This window comes from Mesorhizobium sp. M1066, assembly GCF_040318635.1.
Classification (GTDB): domain Bacteria; phylum Pseudomonadota; class Alphaproteobacteria; order Rhizobiales; family Rhizobiaceae; genus Mesorhizobium.
The window spans coordinates 1-22,124 of sequence record NZ_JAMYMR010000037.1 but is presented as its reverse complement, the minus strand read 5'-3'; the positions used below and the strand labels follow the sequence as shown (position 1 = coordinate 22,124).

The following is a 22,124-nucleotide window of genomic DNA, read 5'->3' as shown; positions in this document are numbered from 1 at the left end:
CTGCCGAATTTGGCTCGTCGGCGGCAAGGGGCGCTCGACCGCTGTGCCATATCGGTGTGCGACTGTGACGGGATCGGTTCGATTGCGCGGGATGCGCAATTTCGATCAAACTGGCCGCGCCAGGAAACGGCAGGATGATCTGGCCAATGCGAGGAGCAAAATGAACCCGACCGAGAAAGCGCTGTGGTTCGTCGAAAGTCATCTGCCGGAGGCGATCTCGCTTGACGATATCGCGCAAAGCAGCGGCGTGTCGCGTTTTCATGTGACGCGGGCTTTCGGCGCTGCCACGGGCCGCTCGGTGATGGGCTACATGCGCTCACGCCGGCTCACCGAGGCGGCGCGCAAGCTGGCCGGCGGGGCGCCCGACATTCTCTCCGTCGCGCTCGACGCCGGCTACAACTCGCATGAGGCGTTCACCCGTGCCTTCCGCGATCAGTTCGGCACCACGCCGGAACTGGTGCGCGCGCAAGGCACACTCGACAAGCTCGACCTCGTGGAGCCGATCCTGATGGACCAGTCCTTCCTCACCAATCTCGAACCACCGCGTTTCGAGACCAGCCGGCCGTTCCTGATCGCCGGCCTCGGCGAACGCTACAGCTGCGAAACCAGCGCCGCCATTCCGATGCAATGGCAGCGCTTCGGCCCCTATATCGGCAACATTCCGGGCGAGACCGGCGATGTCGCCTATGGCGTCTGCGTCAACGGCGACGATGCCGGCAATTTCGACTACATCGCCGGCGTCGAAGTGTCTGATTTTTCCGACCTGCCGAGGGAATTCAGCCGGGTGCGGGTGCCGGCGCAGAAATATGCGGTCTTTGCCCACCGCGAACACATCTCGACCATCCGCCGCACGGTCAATACGATCTGGAACAAATGGCTGCCGGCTTCCGGCCACGAGATATCGGATGCGCCGGAATTCGAACGCTACGGCCCTGAGTTCGACCCACGCAGCGGCAATGGCGGGCTGGAGATCTGGATACCGGTGAAGGCGTAGTCGGTCAGGCCATCGGCAGCGCCGGCCAGCGATCGACTATCCCGCCGCCGGAAAACACAGCGATCGACCCGAACTGCTGCAGCACGGCTTCGCTCTGCGTCGGCCTTAGAAACGCGTAGTCGCCGGGTTTTGCGGTCGCGTCGGCGGGCAAGCCCATGAATTGCTGGTTGGAGGACAGGCCGAGCAGCCCGTTCGCCTTCATGCCTTCGGGGAAGACGGGCTCGGCCATCCACTTGCCGCCATAGAGATAGCAGCCCTTGCGCGGGAAGCGGCCGAGCGCCTGCAGCAGGCGGGTGACGGCCGGCGGGCCAGGCAGCATCGGCTCGACCATTTTCAAGATCGGCGTGGCGATGAAGGCCGCCGGCTGGAAGCCGTCGAGGCCTGGCGTATCGAAATCACTGGGCAGCACGAAGGCCGAGCCCATCGAGACCTCGTTGGCCATGCCGCCATGATGAAGCAGCGCGGTCTTGCTGCCGCCGATGTTCAGGATACGGCGCTGGTCGGCGCCGAGACAGGCGACGAACGCCGAGGCCTGCGCCGACGCCTTGGCCAATGCCTTTGCCGGTCCGCCGAAAAGGCCGGGAATGAGCGGCGCATGCGCCTCGTAGGCCATGACGCCTTCGCAATGCAGCCGGGCCGGCAACGCGCTCAACGCCTTCGACAAGGCCTCAGGATTGGCGAACCCGCCGCGATGCAGCCCGACATCGATCTCGAAAGCGATGCGCAGGCCGATGCCGAGTTCGCCAGCGAGGGCGCCATATTCCGCCAGTCTCTCCTCGCTGTCGATCAGCCAGCAGACACGCGACCAGTCGACCACGCCCCTCGAAAGCACAGCCCTTGCCGCATCGACAGGCATCGGCTTGCCATACAGCAGATCGGCATCCGGAAACGCCTTCAGCACCGCCTCGCTGATCGGCGGATGGAAGGTCATGACATGATTGGTGCCGAGCGCCTTGCCGATATGCGCAAGCAGCGGCAGGCAGGCGAGCGATTTGTCGACCAACCGCACAGCAAGGCCGGGATCCAGTCTCTCCTTTACCAGGGCAATGTTGCCGTCCAGCCGGTCGCGATCGAGCAGCAGGCAGGGCTGGAAGATGCCGGCTTCCTTCAGCGCATCCGACAGGGTGGAAAAATAGGTGCTCATCATTCGATGCCGAACAGGCCGGCCATATAGGGCGAGACGAAGCGGTTTTGCGGATCGACGTCGCGGCGCACCGCCATGGCATCGTCCCAGCGCGGGTAGAGCTTTTTCAGATCCGCCGCTTTCAGGCTGTGCATCTTGCCCCAATGCGGCCGGCCGCCATATCTGCGGAAGATCGGCTCTGCCGCCCGCATGAACGGCAACGGATCGTTCGCTGCATCATGGTGGATGGCGATGGAGCAGGTCAGCCTGTTGTAGAATGGCGAAAGCCAGAACTGGTCCGGCGCGACCGAGCGCACCTCCATCGGGAAATAGACCTCGGGAAAACGCTTCTCGGTCAGCTCGATGATCTCGGCCAGCGCCTTCGGCCCTTCCTCGAACGGCAAATGATATTCCATCTCGTTGAACTTGGTCTGCCGGTCGCTGGCATAGACGTTGAGCCAGTCCTGCACGTAGTCCTCGGCCGGCAATTTGGCGATGGCGCCCAGGATCAGACGGCCACGCAGCGATGGCAGCCAGGCAAGTGAGGTGCGCAGCCTGCGCAGTGTCCTCAAACCCGCCTCGTCCTTTTCCGGCGGCCGTGTGGTGGGTGCGGCGTCGCTGAAATCGCTGGCTATGAACTGCGCATAGCCGGAAAACGGAATGTAGTAGAATTCGGCCGAGCGATGCGCGGCCATCATTGCCTCGAAATCGCGCAGCATCTCGGTGATCGGCAGCACCCATTTGCGGCGGCGCAACCGGTAGGTCGCGATGTTGTTCAGCGTCACTTCGGTGAGCACGCCGAAAGCGCCGAGTGCGACGCCGATGGCATGGATCATGTCCTGATCCCCTGCCCGCTTGAAGTCGCGAACCTTGCCAAGCCCGTCGACGATCCGCACTGTCTCCAGCTGCGTGTGATAGGCGCCGAGCGTCGGTCCCGAGCCGTGCGTGGCGGTGCCCAGCGCGCCGCCGATCGCCTGGCGGTCGATATCGCCCATGTTGGGCAGGCCCTGGCCAATACCTTGCAGGATGCCCATCAGCGCGCCGAGCCGGGTTCCTGCCCGCACCCGCGCCTGATGTTTTTGCGCATCGTGCGAGACCAGCCCTTCCAGTCTCTCCAGGGACAGGATCGTGCCCCGCGATTTCACCAGCGGCGTGAAGGAATGACCGGCGCCGGCGACGCGCACCGGGCCAGGCGCGGTCCGGACGAGATCACCGAGCTCACCGGCATCGCCGGGGCTGGCGATCAGCTTGGGCTCGGCACTTACAAAGCCCGACCAGTTGCTCCAAATGTTTGACATCCCACCTCCCCGCTCAGGCAACCGCACGACGGCGACGTGACACAAGGACGAACAGACCGAGCAGCACCACGCTGGCCACCGCGCTGGCGGCGGCGAATTCCGGCACCGGCCGGAAATCCTTGCCATCGATGAGCAGCGACGCCGCGATCGGTCCGATCGCCAGGCCGAAAAGCTGGGCTGCCGGCACCAAGAGCACAGCGGTGCGGGTCTCGTCGGCGGTGATCGCCAGACGGATCTGGTAGGGCACGATGAACAGCAGGATAAAGCCCATAGCCAAGGCAGCGACCCAGAACGTCGTCAGGCCGGGGCTACTGGCAAGAACCAGGGAACTGACAAGCGCGACGAAGCCGATCGCCGCGATGGCAAGGCGATAATCGATGCGCGCCTCGAACGCGGTCGCTGTCATCGCCCCCAGGACCTGCACGGCGAGGCTGGCCGAGACGATCAGGCCAACGGTGCGGCCATCGATGCCGTATTGCGCACCTAGCGGCTCCAGAAAAGCCCAGACCGCGCCGAAGAACATGAAGTAGCAGAAGACCGACAACAGCGCGGTCATCGAGGGAACAGTCAGCACATTGGCCAAATTCTCTTCCTTGGGCAGGTCGGCATAGTCACCGGGTACGGTGAAAGCGACCGCCAGCGACACGACGCAGACGACGGCAAGAACGATGAAGCCGCCCGCCGACCCGGCGGCCGGAATGACGTAAAGCGCCAGCAACAGGGCGAGCGCGCATTGCGCCAGCGTCTGCATGGTGACGAAAAAGCCGCCGATGCGCTCGGCGCGCCGCGAACGGGCGATCAGTTCGGTGGCGATGGCGACCAGACCGCCTTCGGCGAGCCCGGCCAGAGCGCGGGCCGCAATCAGCATGTTGGCGCTCGCGGCATAGGCCGTCCACACATTGGCCAGCGCCAGCAGCAGCAGAAGGACGGCACTTTTCCAGCGCATATTGTGGGCCGAGAGCAGCATCGCCACGACAGCCGAGCCGATGGCAATGGCGATCATCTCGGCGGTGGCGACCAGCGCCAGTTCGTCGCCGCTGACATGGCCCTCGGTGTAAAGGGCGCCAAGCAGCACCGGCTGCAGGCCGAGGATGAGCAGGCCGACCGAACCGATCCACAGGGCCGAGGCGAGCTGCCAGCCGGTCGGATTGCCGACCAGCCAGTCGCCACTGCCTGCATGGCCGGTATCTGTCGAAGCCAAAGGCGCCTCCCAACGTCCTTGCCGTGCGGCAAAAAAGCTGACAACCTGTCAGTATTTCAGAAACTGATACTTGATCATATTTCTTGTCAACCGGAATTTGAAAACCGTGCGAAAGATCGGTGCATGACGGAATTGAAGAGAATGGCGACCGAGCCGAGGCGCAGGCCCAAGCAGGAACGCAGCCGCGAGCGCATCGACGCGATCCTGTCGACGACCATGCGGCTGATCGGGGAAAAGGGTATCGACGCCGTCACCATGAAGGAGGTCGGCATGCTGGCGGGCGGGCCGATCGCCACCGTCTACCACTATTTTCCCAACAAATCGGCGATCCTGGCGATGCTCTATGAGCGGTTTTCAGAGGTCAGCCGGGCACGGCTGACGACGATCATCGCCGAAATCCGCGAGGCGAACGACGTGATCGTGGCCGCCGACCGACTGCTCGATGATTACCTCAGCCGTGTCGCCGGCGATCCGGCCATCCAGGATCTGCAGAACGCCATCCAGGCCGACAAGGCGCTCAAAAACCTCGACATCGCCGAAACCCGGCATCAAGCCAAAATGTTCTGCGACCATGTCATCGCCCTGATCGAGCCCGAGAGGCGCGAGCAGTTCGAACGCATGGTTTTGCTGATCTTCCAGCTCGCCGGCGGCGTGGTGCGCCTGGCGCTCGCCGAGGGCGAAGCGGAATGCCGCCAGACCATAGAGGATTACCGGTCTATCATTCACACCCAGCTGCGGCTGTTTCTCTAGAACGTCCGATGACGATCTCAGCCGCGCCTATTTCGCCCGATGGATGAGGCCTTCGAAGCCGTGTGTCAGATCGGAGGCGCCGGCCGCGAACATCTTGACGAGATTTTGCGGACGGCCGGGAGTCTTGTTTGCATCGAGGAGGACGGCCCTGCCCTCATGCATGACGAAATCGAATTTTCCATAGTCAAAGCCGAGTTCGCGCCGACGCTCACGCAACTCGTCGGGCACCGGGACGGGCTCGCGCCGGATCGTCTCCGATGCCTTGACCAGCCCGTTCGGAGAGACGTAGCGGGTGCAGCGCTCGCGCTCTCCGCAAAACACCCAGAAACGAACAGCAAAACCGTCGGGTTCTCTCTCCGGAATGAACTTTTCCACGACGAGATCGTCGCAATCAAAGACGCCGTCTGGAACGTCGCCGAGAGATCCATGGATCTCATAGGGCTGCAAGATTGGCAGATGCGGAAACGGCGGCTGTTTCCCCGCGCGCTCGGATCGCCGGTTGAGGAGTGTCTCGGGAAGTCCCCGATTGTTGAGATTGCTTTTGACGATCACCTGACCTTGCCAGCTGTCGGTTTTGTCGATCAATGCACCGCTGATCCGCCGCTTGGATATGTCGGCGGCGCCGATGTTGAGGCAGAATGCAAAACTCCGGGCGTAGTCGACATAGTCCGTGGGCGTCACCGTGGCATCGACATGCAATACCGCCATATCGGCGCTGACCGGCTTCGACAGGCCTTGCTGAACCCGAACCGAATGGCCGCGCCTTTTCAATTCCGCAAGAATGTCGAACAGCATGTATGGGCTGCTCCTGCGCAGCAGAATGTCGCGCCTGCCCAGGAATCTGTCATGCTCATGCGTTATCACAGCGATACGCGCCACTATCTGCCTCCTGGACTGTCTGTAGATGCCTTGAAATGTCTTGGCTTGTCCAACGACCTCTATTAAGCCCCGGTGGGTATCCAAAATCCAGGCGTCCAGGGACCAATAGAATTGCATGACAAATCATTGGGACGATTACCACCGCCATTGGAAACTTCTGGAAGCGCCACTCCGGCCAACAGCGGAAACCGTCGCTATATTCGATCGCGAACTTGATCTCGGAAATGCCGATGTCCTTCTCTTGGGGGTTACCCCGGAATTGGCAATTCTGGGCAGGTCTATGTTGGCGGTCGACCAGTCGGCGGCCATGATTTCAGGCGTATGGGCCGGTGACGACGGCTCGCGAAGGGCAATCGCCGGCAACTGGCTTAACCTGCCCGTGGATCACGCAAGCATCGACGCCGTCATCGGCGACGGATGCCTGTCGGCGGTCGATTCCCAGGCGGCGCGCAGTTCGTTATTTGGCGAGATCGCCAGGGTGCTGAAGCCTGGCAGGCGCGCAGCGATCCGCGTCTTCGCACGACCGGAAACGGCGGATGATCCGCGCGGCATCGAAGCTCTGGTTCTGGCCGGCGGGATCGAGAATTTCCACGCGCTCAAATGGCGGATCGCGATGGCATCCACGACTGACGACCGCGATTTCACCATCAAGGTGGCAACGATCCGCGATACATTCGGCAGACTGTTCCCAGACCGCGAAGCTCTTGCCGCGCGAACAGGATGGAGCATCACCTCGATCAACACGATCGACGTCTATGCAGGCTCGGACATAAGCTACAGCTTCGCGACACTGGCCGCGCTGACCGAAGAGGCCGCCAACTGGTTCGGGGAGGTGCGCGTCGTGCCGAGCGGCAGCTATCCGCTGGCGGAACGGTGCCCGCTCCTGGTGCTCGGTTCGGCCAGGCACCGGTAAGTTCATCATCATGCCAAGAGGCGCTCCGAGTGCCTTGACTCCGGCGCGCCGCCAGCCTATTTCAGCGCCACGTTAGCACTCGCCTTTGGTGAGTGCTAACCACATGTCCGGCGCCGCCGGATGGAGGAACTGTTTCTCACCGTTCTCATCGAGGAAGAAAAAATGGCAAAGTCGAAGTTCCGCCCGCTTCATGACCGCGTGGTCGTTCGCCGGGTCGAATCCGAATCCAAGACCGCTGGCGGGATCATCATCCCCGACACGGCAAAGGAAAAGCCGCAGGAAGGCGAGATCATCGCCGTCGGCTCCGGCGCTCGTGACGAAGCTGGCAAGCTGGTCCCGCTGGACGTCAAGGCCGGCGACCGCATCCTGTTCGGCAAGTGGTCGGGCACCGAAGTCAAGCTCAATGGCGAAGACCTTCTGATCATGAAGGAATCCGACATCATGGGCATCATCGGCTGATATCAGGCCTTTCCGTCAACTGAATTCCCGGGCTCGATCAAAGCCCCTGCCAGGAGCTAAAAATGGCTGCCAAAGACGTAAAATTCTCCCGTGATGCCCGCGAGCGCATGCTGCGCGGCGTCAACATCCTCGCCGACGCGGTGAAGGTCACGCTCGGCCCCAAGGGCCGCAACGTCGTCATCGACAAGTCGTTCGGCGCCCCGCGCATCACCAAGGACGGCGTCACCGTCGCCAAGGAAATCGAGCTTGAAGACAAGTTCGAGAACATGGGCGCGCAGATGGTCCGCGAAGTTGCTTCGAAGACCAACGACATCGCCGGCGACGGCACCACGACCGCGACCGTTCTGGCGCAGTCGATCGTCCAGGAAGGCCACAAGGCCGTTGCCGCCGGCATGAACCCGATGGACCTGAAGCGCGGCATCGATCTGGCCGTGACCGAAGTCGTCGCGGCGCTCGGCAAGGCTGCCAAGAAGATCAAGACCTCCGAGGAAGTCGCCCAGGTCGGCACGATCTCGGCCAATGGCGACGAGTCGGTCGGCAAGATGATCGCGGAAGCGATGCAGAAGGTCGGCAACGAAGGCGTCATCACGGTTGAAGAAGCCAAGACCGCCGAGACTGAACTCGAAGTCGTCGAAGGCATGCAGTTCGACCGCGGCTATCTCTCGCCCTACTTCGTCACCAACGCCGACAAGATGGTTGCCGAGCTCGAGGACGTCTACATCCTCCTGCACGAGAAGAAGCTCTCCAACCTCCAGGCCATGCTGCCGGTTCTCGAAGCCGTCGTGCAGACCTCGAAGCCGCTGCTCATCATCTCGGAAGACGTCGAAGGCGAGGCTCTGGCCACGCTGGTCGTCAACAAGCTGCGTGGCGGCCTGAAGATCGCCGCCGTCAAGGCGCCGGGATTCGGTGATCGCCGCAAGGCCATGCTGGAAGACATCGCCATCCTCACCGGTGGCCAGGTCATCTCGGAAGACCTCGGCATCAAGCTCGAGAACGTCGGCCTCAACATGCTCGGCCGCGCCAAGAAGGTGTCGATCTCCAAGGAGAACACCACCATCGTCGACGGCGCCGGCAAGAAGGCCGAGATCCAGGGCCGCGTCGCCCAGATCAAGCAGCAGATCGAAGAGACCACTTCGGACTACGACAAGGAGAAGCTGCAGGAACGTCTGGCGAAGCTCGCCGGCGGCGTTGCGGTGATCCGCGTCGGCGGCGCGACGGAAGTCGAAGTCAAGGAAAAGAAGGACCGCGTCGATGACGCCCTCAACGCGACCCGCGCGGCCGTCGAAGAAGGCATCGTTGCTGGTGGTGGCGTAGCCCTGCTGCGCGCTTCGGCCAACATCAAGGCCACCGGCGTCAACGCCGACCAGGCCGCCGGCATCAACATCGTTCGTCGTGCGCTGCAGGCTCCGGCCCGCCAGATCGCGGCCAACGCCGGTGCGGAAGCATCGATCGTTGCCGGCAAGATCCTTGAGAACAAGGGCTTGACCTTCGGCTACAACGCCCAGACCGGCGAATATGGCGACATGATCGCCATGGGTATCGTCGATCCGGTCAAGGTCGTCCGTACGGCTCTCCAGGACGCGGCCTCGGTCGCCGGCCTGCTGGTCACCACCGAAGCCATGATCGCGGAGGCTCCGAAGAAGGAGTCGGCTGGCGGCGGCGGCATGCCTGGCGGCATGGGCGGCGGCATGGGCGGTATGGGCGGTATGGATTTCTAATCCAGCCCTATCAGCCTTCAGATACGGAAAGGGCGGCAGAGATGCCGCCCTTTTTGTTTTGCGCAACGGTCGTTGTGGCCTCTCAGACGGCGGTATCCGCGCGTTGCTTTACCTCGCCGGCAAGCACCGCAGCTTCGATCAGCGCCGCCACCTCATCGGCCACGGCCTGTATCGGAGCGCGGTCGCTTGTGGCGCGGGCGATCACCATCAGTCCTTCCAGCGACGATTCGACCAGCAGTGCCAATGCATGCGCGCGGCGCTCGGGCACCCCTGCCTTGACGAAGGCGTCCCGCAGCAGGCCTATCCACTGTTCGAAGGCCGAGCGGCACAATTCCGTCAGTTCCGGCACGTCGGTGGGCGAGTCCAGCACGACAGGCGCGACCGGACAGCCGAGCGAAAACTGGTTGTCTTCCAGCATGCGCCCCACCGACTGGTAGATATGATGGACGGCCACCGCCGGATCCCGTTCGGTGGCCAGCGCCTCGCCCAACCTCTTCGTCACATCGGCAACGCTGCCACGCGTCACCTCGATGACCAGTTGGTCCTTGCCGCCAGGAAAATGGAAGTAGAGCGAGCCCCGCGGTGCGCCGCTGGCGCTCAATATGTCGTTGAGCGAGGTGCCGTGATAGCCGCGCTGCCTGAGCAGCAGCCCAGTCGTCTCGAGTATGCGGGTGCGGGTGTCGTTGGCCATGTCAACCTCTGTCAGCAGGAATCATTATAGGCCTTGCGCAGAATATGACAATCGGTCTACATAATATGTAGATCAGTCTATATATTTCTCGGGAGGAACAACATGCGAAGGGAGAACGACAATGACAATTCGTGAAGCCTCGGCCAAATGGCAGGGGACGCTGAGGGAAGGTTCGGGCCGGTTACGGCTCGGCAGCGGCGTCTTCGAAGGCGCCTATTCCTTCCCGTCGCGTTTCGAGAACGGTCCGGGCACCAATCCGGAGGAACTGATCGCCGCAGCGCATGCAGGCTGCTTCTCGATGGCGCTGAGCGCCATACTGGGCAACGCCAATCATGTCCCGACAAGCATCAGCACCGTCGCCAAGGTGCATCTTGGCGCAACCGCTGCCGGTCCGACGATCACCCGCATCGAGCTCGAAACCGAGGCCGAGGTCGCGGGACTTGCCGAAGATGAATTCGAGCGCCTTGCACAATCCGCCAAGGCGGGCTGCCTCGTCTCGCGGGCCCTTGCCGGCGTGTCTCAAATCACCCTCAAGGCAACGCTCGTCGAAGCCACCAAAGGCCAATGAAGCCAGGAGAAAGAAGATGACACAGGAGCTTGTCATGGACGCAACCGCGTATGATCTGTCCCAGCAGACGGCCGAGATCATGCGGCGCTACAACGACGTATTCCAACGCCATGATCCTTCGGCACTCGCCGAGCTGGTGGCTGAGGATTGCCTGATCGAGAACACCGTTCCAGCGCCGGACGGCGCCCGTTATGCCGGTCAAGCGGCGTGCGTCGGGCTTTGGACGGCGATAGCAACCCAGGCCGGCACGCGCTTCGATATCGAGGAAACCTTCGTTGCCGGCGACCGGGCAACGATCCGCTGGCGCTATTTCATGACCGACGGCAATTCGCTGCGCGGCGTCAACCTCATGCGCGTGGCCGACGGGCGGATCGTCGAAGCGATGGGCTATGTGAAGGGGTAGCGTGCCCGAGCAATTCCCCGAAAGCGCATAACGGCTTTTCGCCCGGAATAGCGCAACAAAGGGGAGCGGATCAGCGAGACTGAACCGCTCCCCGTGGCGCTACCGATCGGCCAGCGCCAGCTTCGCGCCGAGCATGACGAAGGCGCCGGCGAAGGTCCGGCGCATCCAGGTCAACACCATTGGCCGCGAGACGACGTGGCTGCGGATCGAGGCGGCGAAGATGCCGTAGCCGACGAAAACCACGAAGGTCAAAAGCATGAAGACGGAACTCAGTTCCAGCATCTTCGACAGCGCATTGGGCTCGGTGGTGCTGACGAATTGCGGCAGGAAGGCGAAGAAGAAGATCGACAGTTTCGGATTGAGCACGTTGACGAGGATACCGGTGGCAATCACCTTGCCGGCCGAGCGCGGCGTCACACCCTGCTGGACGCTGAGGCCGCCCTTCTCCTTCAGCGTGTTCCAGGCCATGTAGAGCAGGTAGGCGACGCCGAGATATTTCAGCGTCTCGAAGGCGAGCGCACTGGTGTGCAGCAGCGCCGCCAGGCCAGTGATGGCGGCGGCCATGTGCGGGATGATGCCGAGCGTGCAGCCGAAGGCGGCGATGACGCTGGCCCGCGCACCGCGCGAGAGGCCGGCGCTCAGCGTGTAGAGAACGCCGGTGCCGGGCGAAGCCACGACGATCAGCGACGTCAACAGAAATTCGATGCTCACGATGGTTCCTCCGGCACCCGACCCGGCCAGGAACGTATCGGGCTGCGGGTCGGCGCACAAGCGGAGGCGATTGGAGATTGGCTACACCGGCAATCCGAGCGCTCGGCGTGCCATCAGACACTCCTCGTCGCCGGGCATACAGGCGCGACAGACGTCCGGCCGGACGTCGTAGATGCCGCAAGCGGTCGACTTGCCGATCTCGCCGGACAGCGCCGAACAGCGCACGCCCTCGCAGCGCATGCCTGACAGGTCAGATGCGACATATTTTTCCGGGATACGGTCGAGCTGTGCGTCATCCTCGGTGGAAAAGCGCGGCCACTCGGCCGAATAGGAACAGCATGCACCGCAGCTTTGGCAATCGAAGGTGCCCTGTTGCGACGACAAAACGCTTGCGGCGGCCACCAGGGCGGACAGCCCTGGCGCGGCGGGGTTGCGATCGGCGTCTTGCGGCAAGGCGCTATTTCTTCTTAGCCGTCTTGCCCTTCGGCGAATCCGCCGGCGACTTGAACAGATCGGTCGCGGCCTCCGTGGCGTCGCCGGCTTTCGGCGCGGCAACCGGCTTGGCCGGTTTTGCCGCGGCACCCGAGGCTGCCGGCTGATCCTTGGAGGAGAATTTTATGGCCATGTCAGTCCTCGTCGGCGAAGCGCGATGATGGGGCGCGCGGATTGCGCAGGCGGCCGATCAGCGCCGAAACGGCCGTGATGTTCATTTCCTCGGGCGACCAGTTTTTCACCGCCTCGATGTGATGGGCCGCCAGCTCGCGATGCGTGCTGCCGCTGTAGGCGGCGTCCTGGTAAGTCACCCGCTCATGGGTCTTGGCGTCTTCACGGACATATTCGATCAGGTAATTCGGGCATTCGGCGCGGCCGCGCACGCCGACGCGCACCTGGGCATCACCGTGGGCACGCTTGCAGCGTTCGAGCTTTTCCAGCACACGCCGGACGAATTCGACCGGCTTGTCGAGGCCTTCGACCATGTCGGCAATGGTTGCGTCGGCGGCGATCGGTGTTGGCGGTACGCGTTTGGTGGCCATCAGCGTCTTCCGGCCCGCTTCGGCAAAGCGGCTAGCGCGGCGGCGGCGGCCATCTCGTCGGCCTCCTTCTCCAGGCGCAATTCGCGCAGACGCGCGGTCTTGGCTTCGCGTGCCTCGCTGACGGCGTCGCGCTCGGAATTGATGCGGTTGAGCGACATCGACTGGGTTTGCGTCTTGCTGAACAGGGACACGGCCTGATCGACGGTTGTCTTTGAACTGGTGGTCAAATCTTTCTCCTGTCAGGAGCCTGTGCCGATGGAGCGAGACCGGGTCTTCGGTCAGGATCACGCACAAAGCAATACGCGCGGCGAATTCAAATTGCTGGAGCGTCCCTTAGCACGTCCAGGCCGGCACGCAGCGCACTTTCGGCGGCAAGGCGCGCAAAATGAAAAAGGCCAGGCACCGCCTGACCTTCCATGAGAGCGTCGCGCAACCAGACGACATCCAAAAGGATGCCCCGGGGGTGCACGGGAACGCCCTGCTTATGCACATGATATGCCGTGGAAACTCAGGTCTCCGCGGCCATGCGCCCGAATTCGCCACTCACCGGTGCCAGTACATCCGTGGTCACCGGGAGAGCTGAATTCGTTTTTCAGGCCGCCTTCAACTGGTCGGCGGACATCTTGCCCGACTTGTTGTCGCGGACCATCTCGTAGCCGAGCTTCTGGCCCTCGACGATGTCGCGCATGCCGGCGCGCTCTACGGCCGAGATGTGGACAAAAACGTCGGCCGAGCCGTCGTCAGGCTGAATAAAACCAAAACCTTTGGTGGCGTTGAACCATTTAACTGTGCCGGTGCTCATGACGAACCCTTTCCATGGCAAATATTCGTTCGACGCCATGCGGATGCACAACGTCGTTTGTCCCGATTTTTGATGTGGGAAGTTCGTCAAAGGCGCGCTCGAAAGCGCGGATAACAAAAGTCAGTCAAACAAATATCGACGATTTGCTTGTAGGCTTCTTTTGGTGCGCTGTCAAATTTGCATAAAGCCACAGCTGCGGAATTCTTCCAAAACACCTGACCAAAACACCTGGCATGACGGCAAAGGGGGCGCCAAACAGCGCGCTTGCGCCACCTTGGAAAAATTTCGCGGCACCTCTGGAACCATCTGCGCAGACGCGCATTTATTCCGTGTCATCAGCAGTTCATGAGAGCAATCGAATAACAGTTTGATGGCAAAGACGCCCCCCGCACGATAAAAGGTGCGAGGGGCGTTTTCGTTTGGATCCTATTCGTCCGGGCCGGGTTCCGGCCACGTCTCCCTGCCCGCCTCGGCATACCAGTGGCGCATCGCCGGCGTTGCCAGCACGGCGTCGACATAGGCGCGCGTATCCGGCGCCAGCGTGCCGCCATAGGTATCGAAACGGGTGACGACAGGCGCATACATTTCCCAGATGATCTTGCCATTGTGATTCAGCACCGGCACCTGACCGGTCGGCGACACTTTTGCCAGATTGGCAAAGGTTTCAGGCGTGCGCAGCCGCACCAAACGTTCCTCGAACGGGATCTCCAGATGCCTCATCGCCACCCAGGGCCGCAGCGACCATGAGGAGAAACACTTGTTGCCGATATAGAGCGTAAATTCTGCCATTTTTCTCCCCGTACGCACGGTCAGCCAAAATCCTTTGGCCGGCGCGTGTTCAAACCCAACTCACCGACCTTGCCTCAGGCGGCGGCCGCGCGACCTGATCTGGCGTCCGGGCGACGCCTGGAACCTAACCGACGCCGGCTCGTTAGCTACCCGCAATGAATTCCCCCGAATTCAAAAATCCTAGGAGATGCGCAAAAATGGTGAACAAGGATCAGGTTGCGGGCGTGGCCAAGCAGGTCAAGGGCTCGGTCAAGGAAGCCGCAGGCAAGGCAACCGGCAACAGGCAGACCCAGGCCGAAGGCACGGGCGACAGGATCGCCGGCAAGGTGCAGAAGGCCTATGGCGACGTCAAGGACAAGGTCAAGAAGGCGCTCTGATCCGACATCGAGAAACGCGCTTTATCGAGGGAAAGGCGGCCGCGAAGGCCGCCTTTTTCAGGTGCTCCAGCCCTTGCTGAAAGCATCGGTGAAGGCGACCTCGCCATGATCGCCGGTCGCCTCGCCCAGCACCACGTCCATGCCGTTGCTGGTCACCCTGGCCAGCGCGAAACCGCCCATATAGGCAGCCTTCGGCTTGAACAGGTCGATCCCGTCCCTGCGATAGACCAGCGGCGTTTCGTGCTGGTGGCCGTGGAAAATGCCGACGACATTGTAGCCCTTCAGCGCCGCCAGCAACGCCTGCCGGTCGGCCTCGCCCCACCAGTGCGGCGCACCGGTGCCGTCATCATCGAAGTGCCTGTTGGCGGCATCCCAGCGTTCCACCGAGAAAGTGTCCCAGCCATAATGCTGGAACAGGACGACCGGACGGCCGTCCGCCGCATAGGTCGCCAGGTCCTGCTTCAGCCATGGCAGGCTGCTCTCGGCACCGTGGCCGGTATCGCCGGCGAAACGATGCGTCTGGATCAGATGCAGGCCGCCCCAGTCCCAGGAGTAGCAGTCGGTGTCGACATCATAGTCGGTGGCCGGCACTGGCGGCTTGAAGAACACGCCGGCGCGATGGTTGACCTCGACATAGTCGCGCAGTTCGCGCCGGTACCAGTCGACATGGTGCGGCGGCCCGTTCTGGTCGAGATCATGGTTGCCGAGCCCGACATAAACCGGCATGTGCACGCGATCCGGACCGACGCCCTGGCTGTAGCGCTGGCTGAACTGGAGCAGTTGGGTGCCCTCGCTCGGCTGGGTGATCTGGCCGCCGCCATCGTCGGTGATGTCCCCGCCGACAACGAGGCCAAGCGGCGCGCCGATGCGGCTGCCGGCTGAGCGCAGGCGAGTGGCAACGCCATTGATTTCAGTCGGCCAATCCTTGTCCTCGAGGGCATTCAGCGCCGCAACATTGCGCAGCAGCGCGGCATCGGTCTTGCCTTCCTGCAGGCAGTTGGGGCTCAAGCCGCTCGCCATGCGGCAGGCATGGACATCGGCGATGAACAGGAAGGTGGCGTCGATGGACTGGACGCGCTGGCCGGTCTGGCCGAAGGCCGGGCGCGACAATGCACCGGCCACGGCAAATCCTGCAGCCTGTACCAGGAAGTTGCGTCGGGAAAGCGATCCGATCGAACGGCGATTCATCATCTGCTGATTCAGCATGGACAGCAGCCGGTCGTCCAGCGCCTCTGCGCCATCATCGACATGACGCCACGGGTCTGGCATGTCTCGCTTGCGCAAGCGGAGGAGGAAAAATGAAAGCCGCACCTATCTGCATGATCCTGGCCGCGATGTTGTGCGCGAGCACCGCGCATGCCGCCGGTTGCGTCGATGCCAAGTCCGCCAGGAAGGGTTTCGTTCTGGCCAGACCCGGCATCCAGAGCGAATTTCGGCCCGTGGCCGGCGGGATGATGTCGGTTGCCAACACCTACGAATCGCAATCGCCCCAGACCCAATATCTGTTCGCCGGCCTGATCGAGGTGTTTCGCGACAGCGACACCGGCCGCCAGGCGATGATCCCGTTTTCCGATCTGCGAAAGCTGTTCCCGCTGAAGGCCGGGGCAAAGGCCACGATAGAGTTCGTCGAGCTGTCGCCGAACAAGCCGCCGAAGGGCACCAAGACGCTGAGCCTGATCGTCAAGGGCAAGGAAACATTCCGTCTGGGCGATTGCAAATACAATGTCCTGGCGGTCAAGGAGACCTTCAAGAACGGCGCCGGCGAGACGCTGGATTCATTCACCGCCCTCTATGCTCCCGATCTGCAAGCCGCGCTCGCGCGGCGCTACGATGAAGGCACCAGTTCGGAATCCGTCAACGGCTACGAGACGATCAAGCCGCTGGCCGAGTAGGTAAGAGCCCAGGCTTCTTCGCTTCCCCCTCGTGTCAGCCAGAGCGAAGCCGCAAGGTCGAGAGAAGTGGCTGCGTCGCGATCCTGCACACCCCCCTCTGTCCTCCCGGACATCTCCCCCGCAAGGGGGGAGATTGGCTGTCACACCGGCTTTCGCCAATCTCCACCGGTGAAGGTACGAGCGAGCGCCGATGCTGCAGATCTCCCTCCTTGCGGGGGAGATGGCCGGCACGCCAGAGGGGGGTGCTGTCCCGCCGACATCAAATAATTCTCGGCCGTGGCAGTATCCTGTTGCGTCGCCTGGCTGCCAATCCGCCCTGCGATGGCGACGGCGCGCTGCGCTCCAGCCCCGCCAGGCAATCCCGCAGCACACCGGCATCCTGCGCCGTCTTGGCCATCGACATCGCCCCGGAATAGGCGGCGACCGTCAGCGCGGCGAAGCGTTCGGGGTCCGTGCCCTCGTCCTTGCCCGCCTGCTGGTCGGCACGCACCTTGTCGGCAATCGCCTGCCGCCACCCGCCAAAGATACCGGCAAGGGCAAGGCGGAAATCGGGATCGGCAAGCGACAGTTCGTGCGCCAGATTGTTGAGCGGGCAGCCGCGCACGAACCCCTGCTGCTCCAGTTCCGCCGCCACGGCCTCGAACACCGAGCGCACGCCCTCGCGCACTGACGCCGCCGCCAGCATCGGCGCGATCCATGTCTCTTCGACCGCTGCCGCCACACGCTCGTCGATCACAGCCAGCGCCAGCGCCTTCTTGGTCGGGAAATGGTGATGCAGCGCTCCGCCGCTGACATCAGCCGCCGCCATCAGGTCGCCGATGCTGGAGGCGTGATAGCCGCGCGCCTGGAACGCGTCCTCGGCGACATCGAGCACTTTCTTGCGCATGCCTTCAGGGTCGTTGATGCGTTTTCCCGGGCGCGGTTTTGGCTGGACGGTCATCTCTGCTGACATTGCCGAACTTTAGCATGTTGACAAAACAGGACAACCGGTCTGTTTTGAAAACAGGACGATCACCCTGTTTTAAGGAGAGTGCCGGATGAACCTGCCCCGGAACGTCGCGCCGAAACCCACGGCGCTCGCCTCGCCTGTCGTCGAGTTGCGGCAATACACGCTGAAGCCCGGCCGGCGCGACACGCTCATCGGCATCTTCGACGGCAGGCTGATCGAGGGCCAAGAGGACGCCGGCATGACCATCATCGGCCAGTTCCGGGACCTCGATCGGCCTGACATGTTCGTCTGGATGCGCGGCTTCGACGGCATGGATGCGCGGAAAAATGCTCTCGCCGCTTTTTATGGCGGGCCGGTCTGGGCGGCGAACAGCCATGCGGCCAATGCGACGATGATCGATTCCGACGATGTGCTGCTGCTCAAGCCGGCGTGGCCGGGCGCCGGCTTCGACCTCGCGGGCAAGCAGCGGCCAAGTCTGGCCGATGACGAAAAGCCCATTCAAAACAAACCGCTGACCGGCATCGTTGTCATCGCGATTCATCATTTGCAGCCCGGCACGGAGGCTGATTTCGCCACTCGCTTCGAGACTGAGACGGCGTGCCTGATGACGGCCGACGCACGTCTGCTCGCCGCTTTCGTTACGGAGCATGCCGAAAACAGTTTTCCGCGCCTGCCGGTACGGGCTGATGAAAACGTCTTCATCAGCGTCATGGGCTTTGCCAGCGCCGAGGCGCATGCCCGCCGCAAAGCTGCCCTCGCCGCCTCGCCGGCATGGCAGGACTTTTGGCAGGCCGCGCAGCTCGGCCTGACCAAACCAACGGAGACTTTGCGGCTGTCGCCGACATCGCAATCACTGGTCGGGCGCTATTCCTAAAGCGCGTCGACGCGCTTTAGGAATAGGCCTTTTTTGTGCATGTCGTTCTCCCAAAACCGGGGGCACTTTTGGGCGACATGCATCAGACTTCAAACGCCTCGATGATGGCCTTGGCGACGAGGCCTGGATCTTCCCAATGCGGGTTGTGGCCACAGCTCTCGGCCCGAACGAAGACGGCTTCTGCAAGAGCGGATTGCAACGCCTGCTGGTGCGCCTCGCCGAACAGCGGGTCGCACGCGCCGGCGATGATCAGCGTCCGGGCCTGCACGGCCCGCGCAGCATCGGTCAGGTCGGCGCGGCGGATTTCCTCGAGAATCGCGCGCCAGCGCGGGGTCGGCATCGCCGAGGCCTCTTGCGCCAAGCCGGTGAGAAAGGCTGCGGGCACCTCGGGACGACAGGCATGCCACCAGGCATAGAACGGATCGGCCGGCGATATCGGGTCGCGCAGCGCCTCAACGCCTGTGACCAGCGGATGACCCGGCGCGAAATCGGGCTTCAACGTGCCGGCCAGGACCACCAGCCCGCCGATCAACTCCTTGTGCCCCGCAGCCAAAGCGACAGCCACCATGGCGCCCAGCGAATGGCCGACGACGACCGGTCGGTCGAGTTGTAAACTCTGGATCAGCCCGGCGATATCATCGGCAAGATCGGCGATGCCGCAGTGCTTGCCAGCGTGCGAGGCGCCGTGGCCGCGCAGATCCGGCATGATCAGACGGCGGCCGGCCAGATATGGCACCAGAAGCGAAAAACTGCGGCTGGTGTCGGTGAAGCCGTGCACCAACAGAAGTGCCGGCTCGGCGCCCGATATCTCGACATAGGCGATGTCGAGATCGCCGACAGTGACGAACTGCTTGCGGCCGGCCCAGGCGCCCTGCTCCGCCATCACATCCTACTTCGGCAAGTCATCGAGCGCGGCCGCTCTCACAGGCCGAGCTTTTCCTTGACTGCGGCGAGGCCCGGCTTGCCGTCAAAAGTGGTGACCCCGGCGAGCCAGGCGTCGAGGCGGCTTTTGTTCGCCATGATTGCCTTCAGCGCACCGTCCTCCGGCTTCATGCCGTCATTGATCAGATACCCCATGCCGACATTCTCGAAATCGATGTCGAAGACGAGATTCCCGAGGAATTGCGCGACGTTCGGGCACTGCTCAAGATAGCCCTTGCGCACCTGCGTCGTTACCGTCGCGGCACCGAAATTCGGGCCGAAGAACTTGTCGCCGCCGGTCAGATATTTGAAGTCGTACATCGTGTTCATCGGATGCGGCGCCCAGCCCTGAAAAACGATGAACTGCTTTTCCTTGATCTCGTAGCCGACCTCCGACAGCATGCCGGCTTCGCTGGACTCGACCACCTGCCATCCGTCCAGGCCAAAGGCCGGATCGGCGACGGCGTCCATCATCAACTGGTTTGAACCAGGCTCGATGCCGTACATTTTCTTGCCGAACTTGTCGGCGAATTTGTGCAGATCGGAAATGTCCTTGACGCCGGCATCCCAAGCGTAGGTCGGGACGGCGAAGGTGTATTTGGCGCCCACGAGATTGACGCGCACATTCTCGACAGAGCCGTCCTTCTTGTAGGGCTCGTAATAGGTGACCATGGCCGGATCCCAGTAGCCCAGGAACAGGTCGAGATCCTTGTTCTTCATGCCCTCGTAGATGACGTTGATGCCGAGCACCTGGCTTTGCGGCTGATAGCCGAGCGCCTCCAACAGGACGTTGGCGACCCCGGTGGTGAAGGCAAGGTCGTTCCAGCCGGGTTCGGCCATGCGGACCGTCTTGCACTGCTCGGCCTCGGCAGCTTGGGCCGCATGAGAGGCCAACATGAGGGCGGCCAAACAGACGCCGTTTGCAAGGATGCGCAACATTTCGGGTTCTCCTCATTGTGAAATTGACCAATTGGTCTTTTTATTGTCCCATGGGTCAATCCTTGATCTGAGCGGACGAAAATGTCAACGTGGATTCGCGATGCATGGACCGATCCCGTGAAACTCAAGCGTCTCAGTGAGATCCGCCGCAAGGAGCTGCGGCAGGCGGCCTTCGCGGTGCTGGAGCGCGAAGGCATTGCCGGTGCGACCCTGGAAAAGGTGGCGGCGCAGGCCGGTGCCTCCAAGGGCATCGTGCTGCACTATTTCCGCAACAAGCAGGAATTGTTCGAGCACGCGATGCGCGAGGCAAACGCCGTCCTGTGCCAGGCGGTGATCGCGCGGCTTCGCCGGGCGCGTACGCCGATGGAGCGCATGGATGCCGTGATCGAGGGCAATTTCGAGGAGCATCTGTTCCAGCCGCCTCTGTGCCATGCCTGGCTGTCGCTCTGCGCCGAGGTGCCGCGCGACGAGAAGATGGCCCGCATCCAGAGGGTGATCCACGCGCGCATGCGCTCGAACCTGTTGTCGGGCCTGCACGGCCTCGCCTCGCCTGGAGACGCCGACGACATCGCGCTTGGTGTCACGGCGCTGATCGACGGACTTTGGCTGCGGCTCGGCCTGCAACCGGGCAGCGTGTCGCGCGAACAGGCGGTCCGCCAAGTCAAGAATTATGTCGCGGGACGGCTGGCTTTGGGGGAGCTTGCGACCGCCGGCGCTTAAACCAGACTCGGCTGGCCTGCCGGATGGCAGCGGTCGAAGTTCATACCGTGGGATAGGCTGACGGCTTGACCTTGGCCGCCACTATACGGTGCTCTCGACGAGGCAAATCCCTCGGAGCGTCCAATGAGACTTCACAACAAGCGCGCGCTGGTCACCGGTGGGTCGGACGGTATCGGCCTGGCGATCGCCGAGGCCTTTTTGCACGAGGGTGCGGACGTGCTGATCGTCGGCCGCGACACCAAAAAGCTCGACGCCGCCCGCAAGCATCTTGGCGGTAATGTCGAGACGCTGTCAGCCGACCTTGCCACATCGGCCGGCATCGCAGCCGTCATCGAGCAGGTGGAGAGATCCGGTTGGCCTCTCGATATCCTCGTCAACAATGCCGGAGTGGCTTTCCTGGTGCCGTTCGAGACCGTCAGCGTGGCGCAGTTCCAAGAATCCTTCGCGCTCAATGTGGCGGCGGTGTTCTTCCTCACGCAGGGCCTGCTGCCGCATCTGGCAGTCGGCGCATCGGTGATCAACATCTCGTCCTATTTCGCCAACAAGATGATCCCGAAGCGGCCGTCGAGCCTCTATTCCCTGTCGAAGGGCGCGCTGAACTCGCTGACCAAGTCGCTGGCCTTCGAACTCGGCCCGCGCGGCATCCGCGTCAACGCCATCGCGCCCGGCACGGTCGACACCGCCATGCGGCGCAAGACCGTCGACAATTTGCCGGCCGAGGCAAAGGCGGAGCTGAAGGCCTATGTCGAGCGCAGCTATCCGCTCGGCAGAATCGGCCGCCCCGACGATCTGGCCGGGATGGCTGTTTACCTGGCCAGCGACGAGGCGGTATGGACCAGTGGCGGCATTTTTTCGATCGACGGTGGGTATATGGCGGGGTGATCTGCTTTCTCCCCCCTTGAGGGGGAGATGTCGCCAAAGGCGACAGAGGGGGTCGGTTCGACGGGACGCGACCTCCTATCGCCGCGGAGGAGGCTGGCGCTCCACGTGAGGCGACCCCCTCTGGCCTGCCGGCCATCTCCCCCTCAAGGGGGTGTTTGGACCGGAGAGATCGCGAACAGGTGTGCGAGGACATCGCGAACAGTTTGGCGTGCTTTGCGCCGGGAGGTTCGCGATGCC

The 22,124-nt window shown here is 62.8% G+C and carries 28 protein-coding genes; 12 read left to right on the top strand and 16 right to left on the bottom strand.

Annotated features, from left to right (window positions below; all coding sequences use genetic code 11):
• Positions 1-160: 160 nt before the first annotated feature.
• Entirely contained in the window at positions 161-994 is an 834-nt protein-coding gene (locus tag NKH52_RS29050; protein WP_023813513.1) for an AraC family transcriptional regulator, read from the top strand.
• Positions 995-998: 4 nt separating this feature from the next.
• On the opposite strand, the gene NKH52_RS29045 is transcribed toward NKH52_RS29050, so the two are convergent.
• The 3 genes from NKH52_RS29045 to NKH52_RS29035 are packed head-to-tail and all read right to left on the bottom strand — an operon-like array spanning position 999 to position 4,616.
• Positions 999-2,138 carry a DSD1 family PLP-dependent enzyme gene (locus tag NKH52_RS29045; protein ID WP_352735856.1) on the bottom strand — a complete coding sequence of 380 codons (1,140 nt, stop codon included), beginning with the start codon at positions 2,136-2,138 and terminating at the stop codon, positions 999-1,001.
• Positions 2,138-3,415, bottom strand: coding sequence for a D-arabinono-1,4-lactone oxidase (locus NKH52_RS29040; RefSeq protein ID WP_352735854.1), 1,278 nt, complete (start codon positions 3,413-3,415; stop codon positions 2,138-2,140). The genes NKH52_RS29045 and NKH52_RS29040 overlap by 1 nt, the downstream gene beginning before the upstream one ends.
• 13 nt (positions 3,416-3,428) lie before the next feature.
• A complete protein-coding gene (locus tag NKH52_RS29035) occupies positions 3,429-4,616 on the bottom strand; it encodes an MFS transporter (protein WP_352735853.1) in 1,188 nt (395 codons plus the stop codon).
• Between the two features lie 123 nt (positions 4,617-4,739).
• Between NKH52_RS29035 and NKH52_RS29030 the strand changes: the two genes are divergently transcribed.
• The gene (locus NKH52_RS29030) at positions 4,740-5,366 is read left to right on the top strand and encodes a TetR/AcrR family transcriptional regulator (RefSeq protein WP_352735852.1); all 627 of its coding nucleotides are present in this window, start codon (positions 4,740-4,742) and stop codon (positions 5,364-5,366) included.
• Positions 5,367-5,393: 27 nt separating this feature from the next.
• Here NKH52_RS29030 and NKH52_RS29025 read toward each other — a convergent pair whose 3' ends face one another.
• Entirely contained in the window at positions 5,394-6,245 is an 852-nt protein-coding gene (locus tag NKH52_RS29025; protein ID WP_352735851.1) for an ATP-grasp domain-containing protein, read from the bottom strand.
• 115 nt (positions 6,246-6,360) lie between these two features.
• On the opposite strand from NKH52_RS29025, the gene NKH52_RS29020 reads away from it, so the two are divergent.
• From NKH52_RS29020 to groL, 3 genes are all read left to right on the top strand, one after another.
• Positions 6,361-7,158, top strand: a complete 798-nt coding sequence (locus NKH52_RS29020) for a class I SAM-dependent methyltransferase (protein WP_352735849.1) — start codon at positions 6,361-6,363, stop codon at positions 7,156-7,158.
• 162 nt (positions 7,159-7,320) lie between these two features.
• Positions 7,321-7,617 carry a co-chaperone GroES gene (gene groES / locus NKH52_RS29015; RefSeq protein WP_006203049.1) on the top strand — a complete coding sequence of 99 codons (297 nt, stop codon included), beginning with the start codon at positions 7,321-7,323 and terminating at the stop codon, positions 7,615-7,617.
• A 62-nt stretch (positions 7,618-7,679) separates the two neighbouring features.
• Positions 7,680-9,335 carry a chaperonin GroEL gene (groL, locus tag NKH52_RS29010; RefSeq protein WP_127289069.1) on the top strand — a complete coding sequence of 552 codons (1,656 nt, stop codon included), beginning with the start codon at positions 7,680-7,682 and terminating at the stop codon, positions 9,333-9,335.
• Positions 9,336-9,417: 82 nt separating this feature from the next.
• Here groL and NKH52_RS29005 read toward each other — a convergent pair whose 3' ends face one another.
• Complete coding sequence (locus NKH52_RS29005) at positions 9,418-10,026, bottom strand: TetR/AcrR family transcriptional regulator (protein ID WP_352735847.1); 609 nt, start codon at positions 10,024-10,026, stop codon at positions 9,418-9,420.
• Between the two features lie 121 nt (positions 10,027-10,147).
• Here NKH52_RS29005 and NKH52_RS29000 point away from each other — a divergent pair, with 121 nt between their 5' ends.
• Positions 10,148-10,594, top strand: a complete 447-nt coding sequence (locus NKH52_RS29000) for an OsmC family protein (protein ID WP_352735846.1) — start codon at positions 10,148-10,150, stop codon at positions 10,592-10,594.
• A 16-nt stretch (positions 10,595-10,610) separates the two neighbouring features.
• A complete protein-coding gene (locus NKH52_RS28995; RefSeq protein WP_352735844.1) occupies positions 10,611-10,997 on the top strand; it encodes a nuclear transport factor 2 family protein in 387 nt (128 codons plus the stop codon).
• Between the two features lie 99 nt (positions 10,998-11,096).
• On the opposite strand, the gene NKH52_RS28990 is transcribed toward NKH52_RS28995, so the two are convergent.
• The 7 genes from NKH52_RS28990 to NKH52_RS28960 form a co-directional block, all read right to left on the bottom strand.
• Positions 11,097-11,708, bottom strand: a complete 612-nt coding sequence (locus tag NKH52_RS28990; RefSeq protein WP_352735843.1) for a LysE family translocator — start codon at positions 11,706-11,708, stop codon at positions 11,097-11,099.
• A gap of 81 nt (positions 11,709-11,789) precedes the next feature.
• Positions 11,790-12,161, bottom strand: coding sequence for a YkgJ family cysteine cluster protein (locus NKH52_RS28985; protein WP_352553863.1), 372 nt, complete (start codon positions 12,159-12,161; stop codon positions 11,790-11,792).
• A 4-nt stretch (positions 12,162-12,165) separates the two neighbouring features.
• Positions 12,166-12,333: a hypothetical protein gene (locus NKH52_RS28980; RefSeq protein WP_013532397.1), complete on the bottom strand. Its 168-nt coding sequence runs from the start codon at positions 12,331-12,333 to the stop codon at positions 12,166-12,168.
• A 1-nt stretch (position 12,334) separates the two neighbouring features.
• Positions 12,335-12,742, bottom strand: a complete 408-nt coding sequence (locus NKH52_RS28975) for a hypothetical protein (RefSeq protein ID WP_013532398.1) — start codon at positions 12,740-12,742, stop codon at positions 12,335-12,337.
• Entirely contained in the window at positions 12,742-12,969 is a 228-nt protein-coding gene (locus tag NKH52_RS28970; RefSeq protein WP_013532399.1) for a hypothetical protein, read from the bottom strand. Before NKH52_RS28970 ends, NKH52_RS28975 begins: the two co-directional genes overlap by 1 nt.
• A gap of 365 nt (positions 12,970-13,334) precedes the next feature.
• The gene (locus NKH52_RS28965; protein WP_010915421.1) at positions 13,335-13,544 is read right to left on the bottom strand and encodes a cold-shock protein; all 210 of its coding nucleotides are present in this window, start codon (positions 13,542-13,544) and stop codon (positions 13,335-13,337) included.
• A 426-nt stretch (positions 13,545-13,970) separates the two neighbouring features.
• Entirely contained in the window at positions 13,971-14,333 is a 363-nt protein-coding gene (locus tag NKH52_RS28960; protein ID WP_352735842.1) for a glutathione S-transferase, read from the bottom strand.
• Positions 14,334-14,530: 197 nt separating this feature from the next.
• Here NKH52_RS28960 and NKH52_RS28955 point away from each other — a divergent pair, with 197 nt between their 5' ends.
• The gene (locus NKH52_RS28955; RefSeq protein WP_027037831.1) at positions 14,531-14,710 is read left to right on the top strand and encodes a CsbD family protein; all 180 of its coding nucleotides are present in this window, start codon (positions 14,531-14,533) and stop codon (positions 14,708-14,710) included.
• A gap of 57 nt (positions 14,711-14,767) precedes the next feature.
• On the opposite strand, the gene NKH52_RS28950 is transcribed toward NKH52_RS28955, so the two are convergent.
• Entirely contained in the window at positions 14,768-15,901 is a 1,134-nt protein-coding gene (locus NKH52_RS28950; RefSeq protein WP_352735878.1) for a metallophosphoesterase, read from the bottom strand.
• Between the two features lie 107 nt (positions 15,902-16,008).
• Between NKH52_RS28950 and NKH52_RS28945 the strand changes: the two genes are divergently transcribed.
• On the top strand, positions 16,009-16,602 hold the full coding sequence (locus NKH52_RS28945; RefSeq protein ID WP_352735841.1) for a hypothetical protein: 594 nt from the start codon (positions 16,009-16,011) through the stop codon (positions 16,600-16,602).
• 259 nt (positions 16,603-16,861) lie between these two features.
• On the opposite strand, the gene NKH52_RS28940 is transcribed toward NKH52_RS28945, so the two are convergent.
• Positions 16,862-17,542, bottom strand: coding sequence for a TetR/AcrR family transcriptional regulator (locus tag NKH52_RS28940; protein ID WP_352735840.1), 681 nt, complete (start codon positions 17,540-17,542; stop codon positions 16,862-16,864).
• Positions 17,543-17,639: 97 nt separating this feature from the next.
• Between NKH52_RS28940 and NKH52_RS28935 the strand changes: the two genes are divergently transcribed.
• Positions 17,640-18,425 (top strand): NIPSNAP family protein, encoded by a 786-nt coding sequence (locus NKH52_RS28935; protein ID WP_352735839.1) that lies wholly within the window; start codon positions 17,640-17,642, stop codon positions 18,423-18,425.
• A gap of 82 nt (positions 18,426-18,507) precedes the next feature.
• Here the strand turns inward: NKH52_RS28935 and NKH52_RS28930 are convergent, their stop codons facing one another.
• Positions 18,508-19,308, bottom strand: coding sequence for an alpha/beta fold hydrolase (locus tag NKH52_RS28930; RefSeq protein ID WP_352735838.1), 801 nt, complete (start codon positions 19,306-19,308; stop codon positions 18,508-18,510).
• Positions 19,309-19,346: 38 nt separating this feature from the next.
• On the bottom strand, positions 19,347-20,285 hold the full coding sequence (gene choX / locus NKH52_RS28925) for a choline ABC transporter substrate-binding protein (RefSeq protein WP_352735837.1): 939 nt from the start codon (positions 20,283-20,285) through the stop codon (positions 19,347-19,349).
• Positions 20,286-20,366: 81 nt separating this feature from the next.
• Here choX and betI point away from each other — a divergent pair, with 81 nt between their 5' ends.
• The gene (gene betI, locus NKH52_RS28920; protein ID WP_352735836.1) at positions 20,367-21,005 is read left to right on the top strand and encodes a choline-binding transcriptional repressor BetI; all 639 of its coding nucleotides are present in this window, start codon (positions 20,367-20,369) and stop codon (positions 21,003-21,005) included.
• Between the two features lie 123 nt (positions 21,006-21,128).
• Positions 21,129-21,887: an SDR family NAD(P)-dependent oxidoreductase gene (locus NKH52_RS28915; protein WP_352735835.1), complete on the top strand. Its 759-nt coding sequence runs from the start codon at positions 21,129-21,131 to the stop codon at positions 21,885-21,887.
• Positions 21,888-22,124 lie beyond the last annotated feature (237 nt).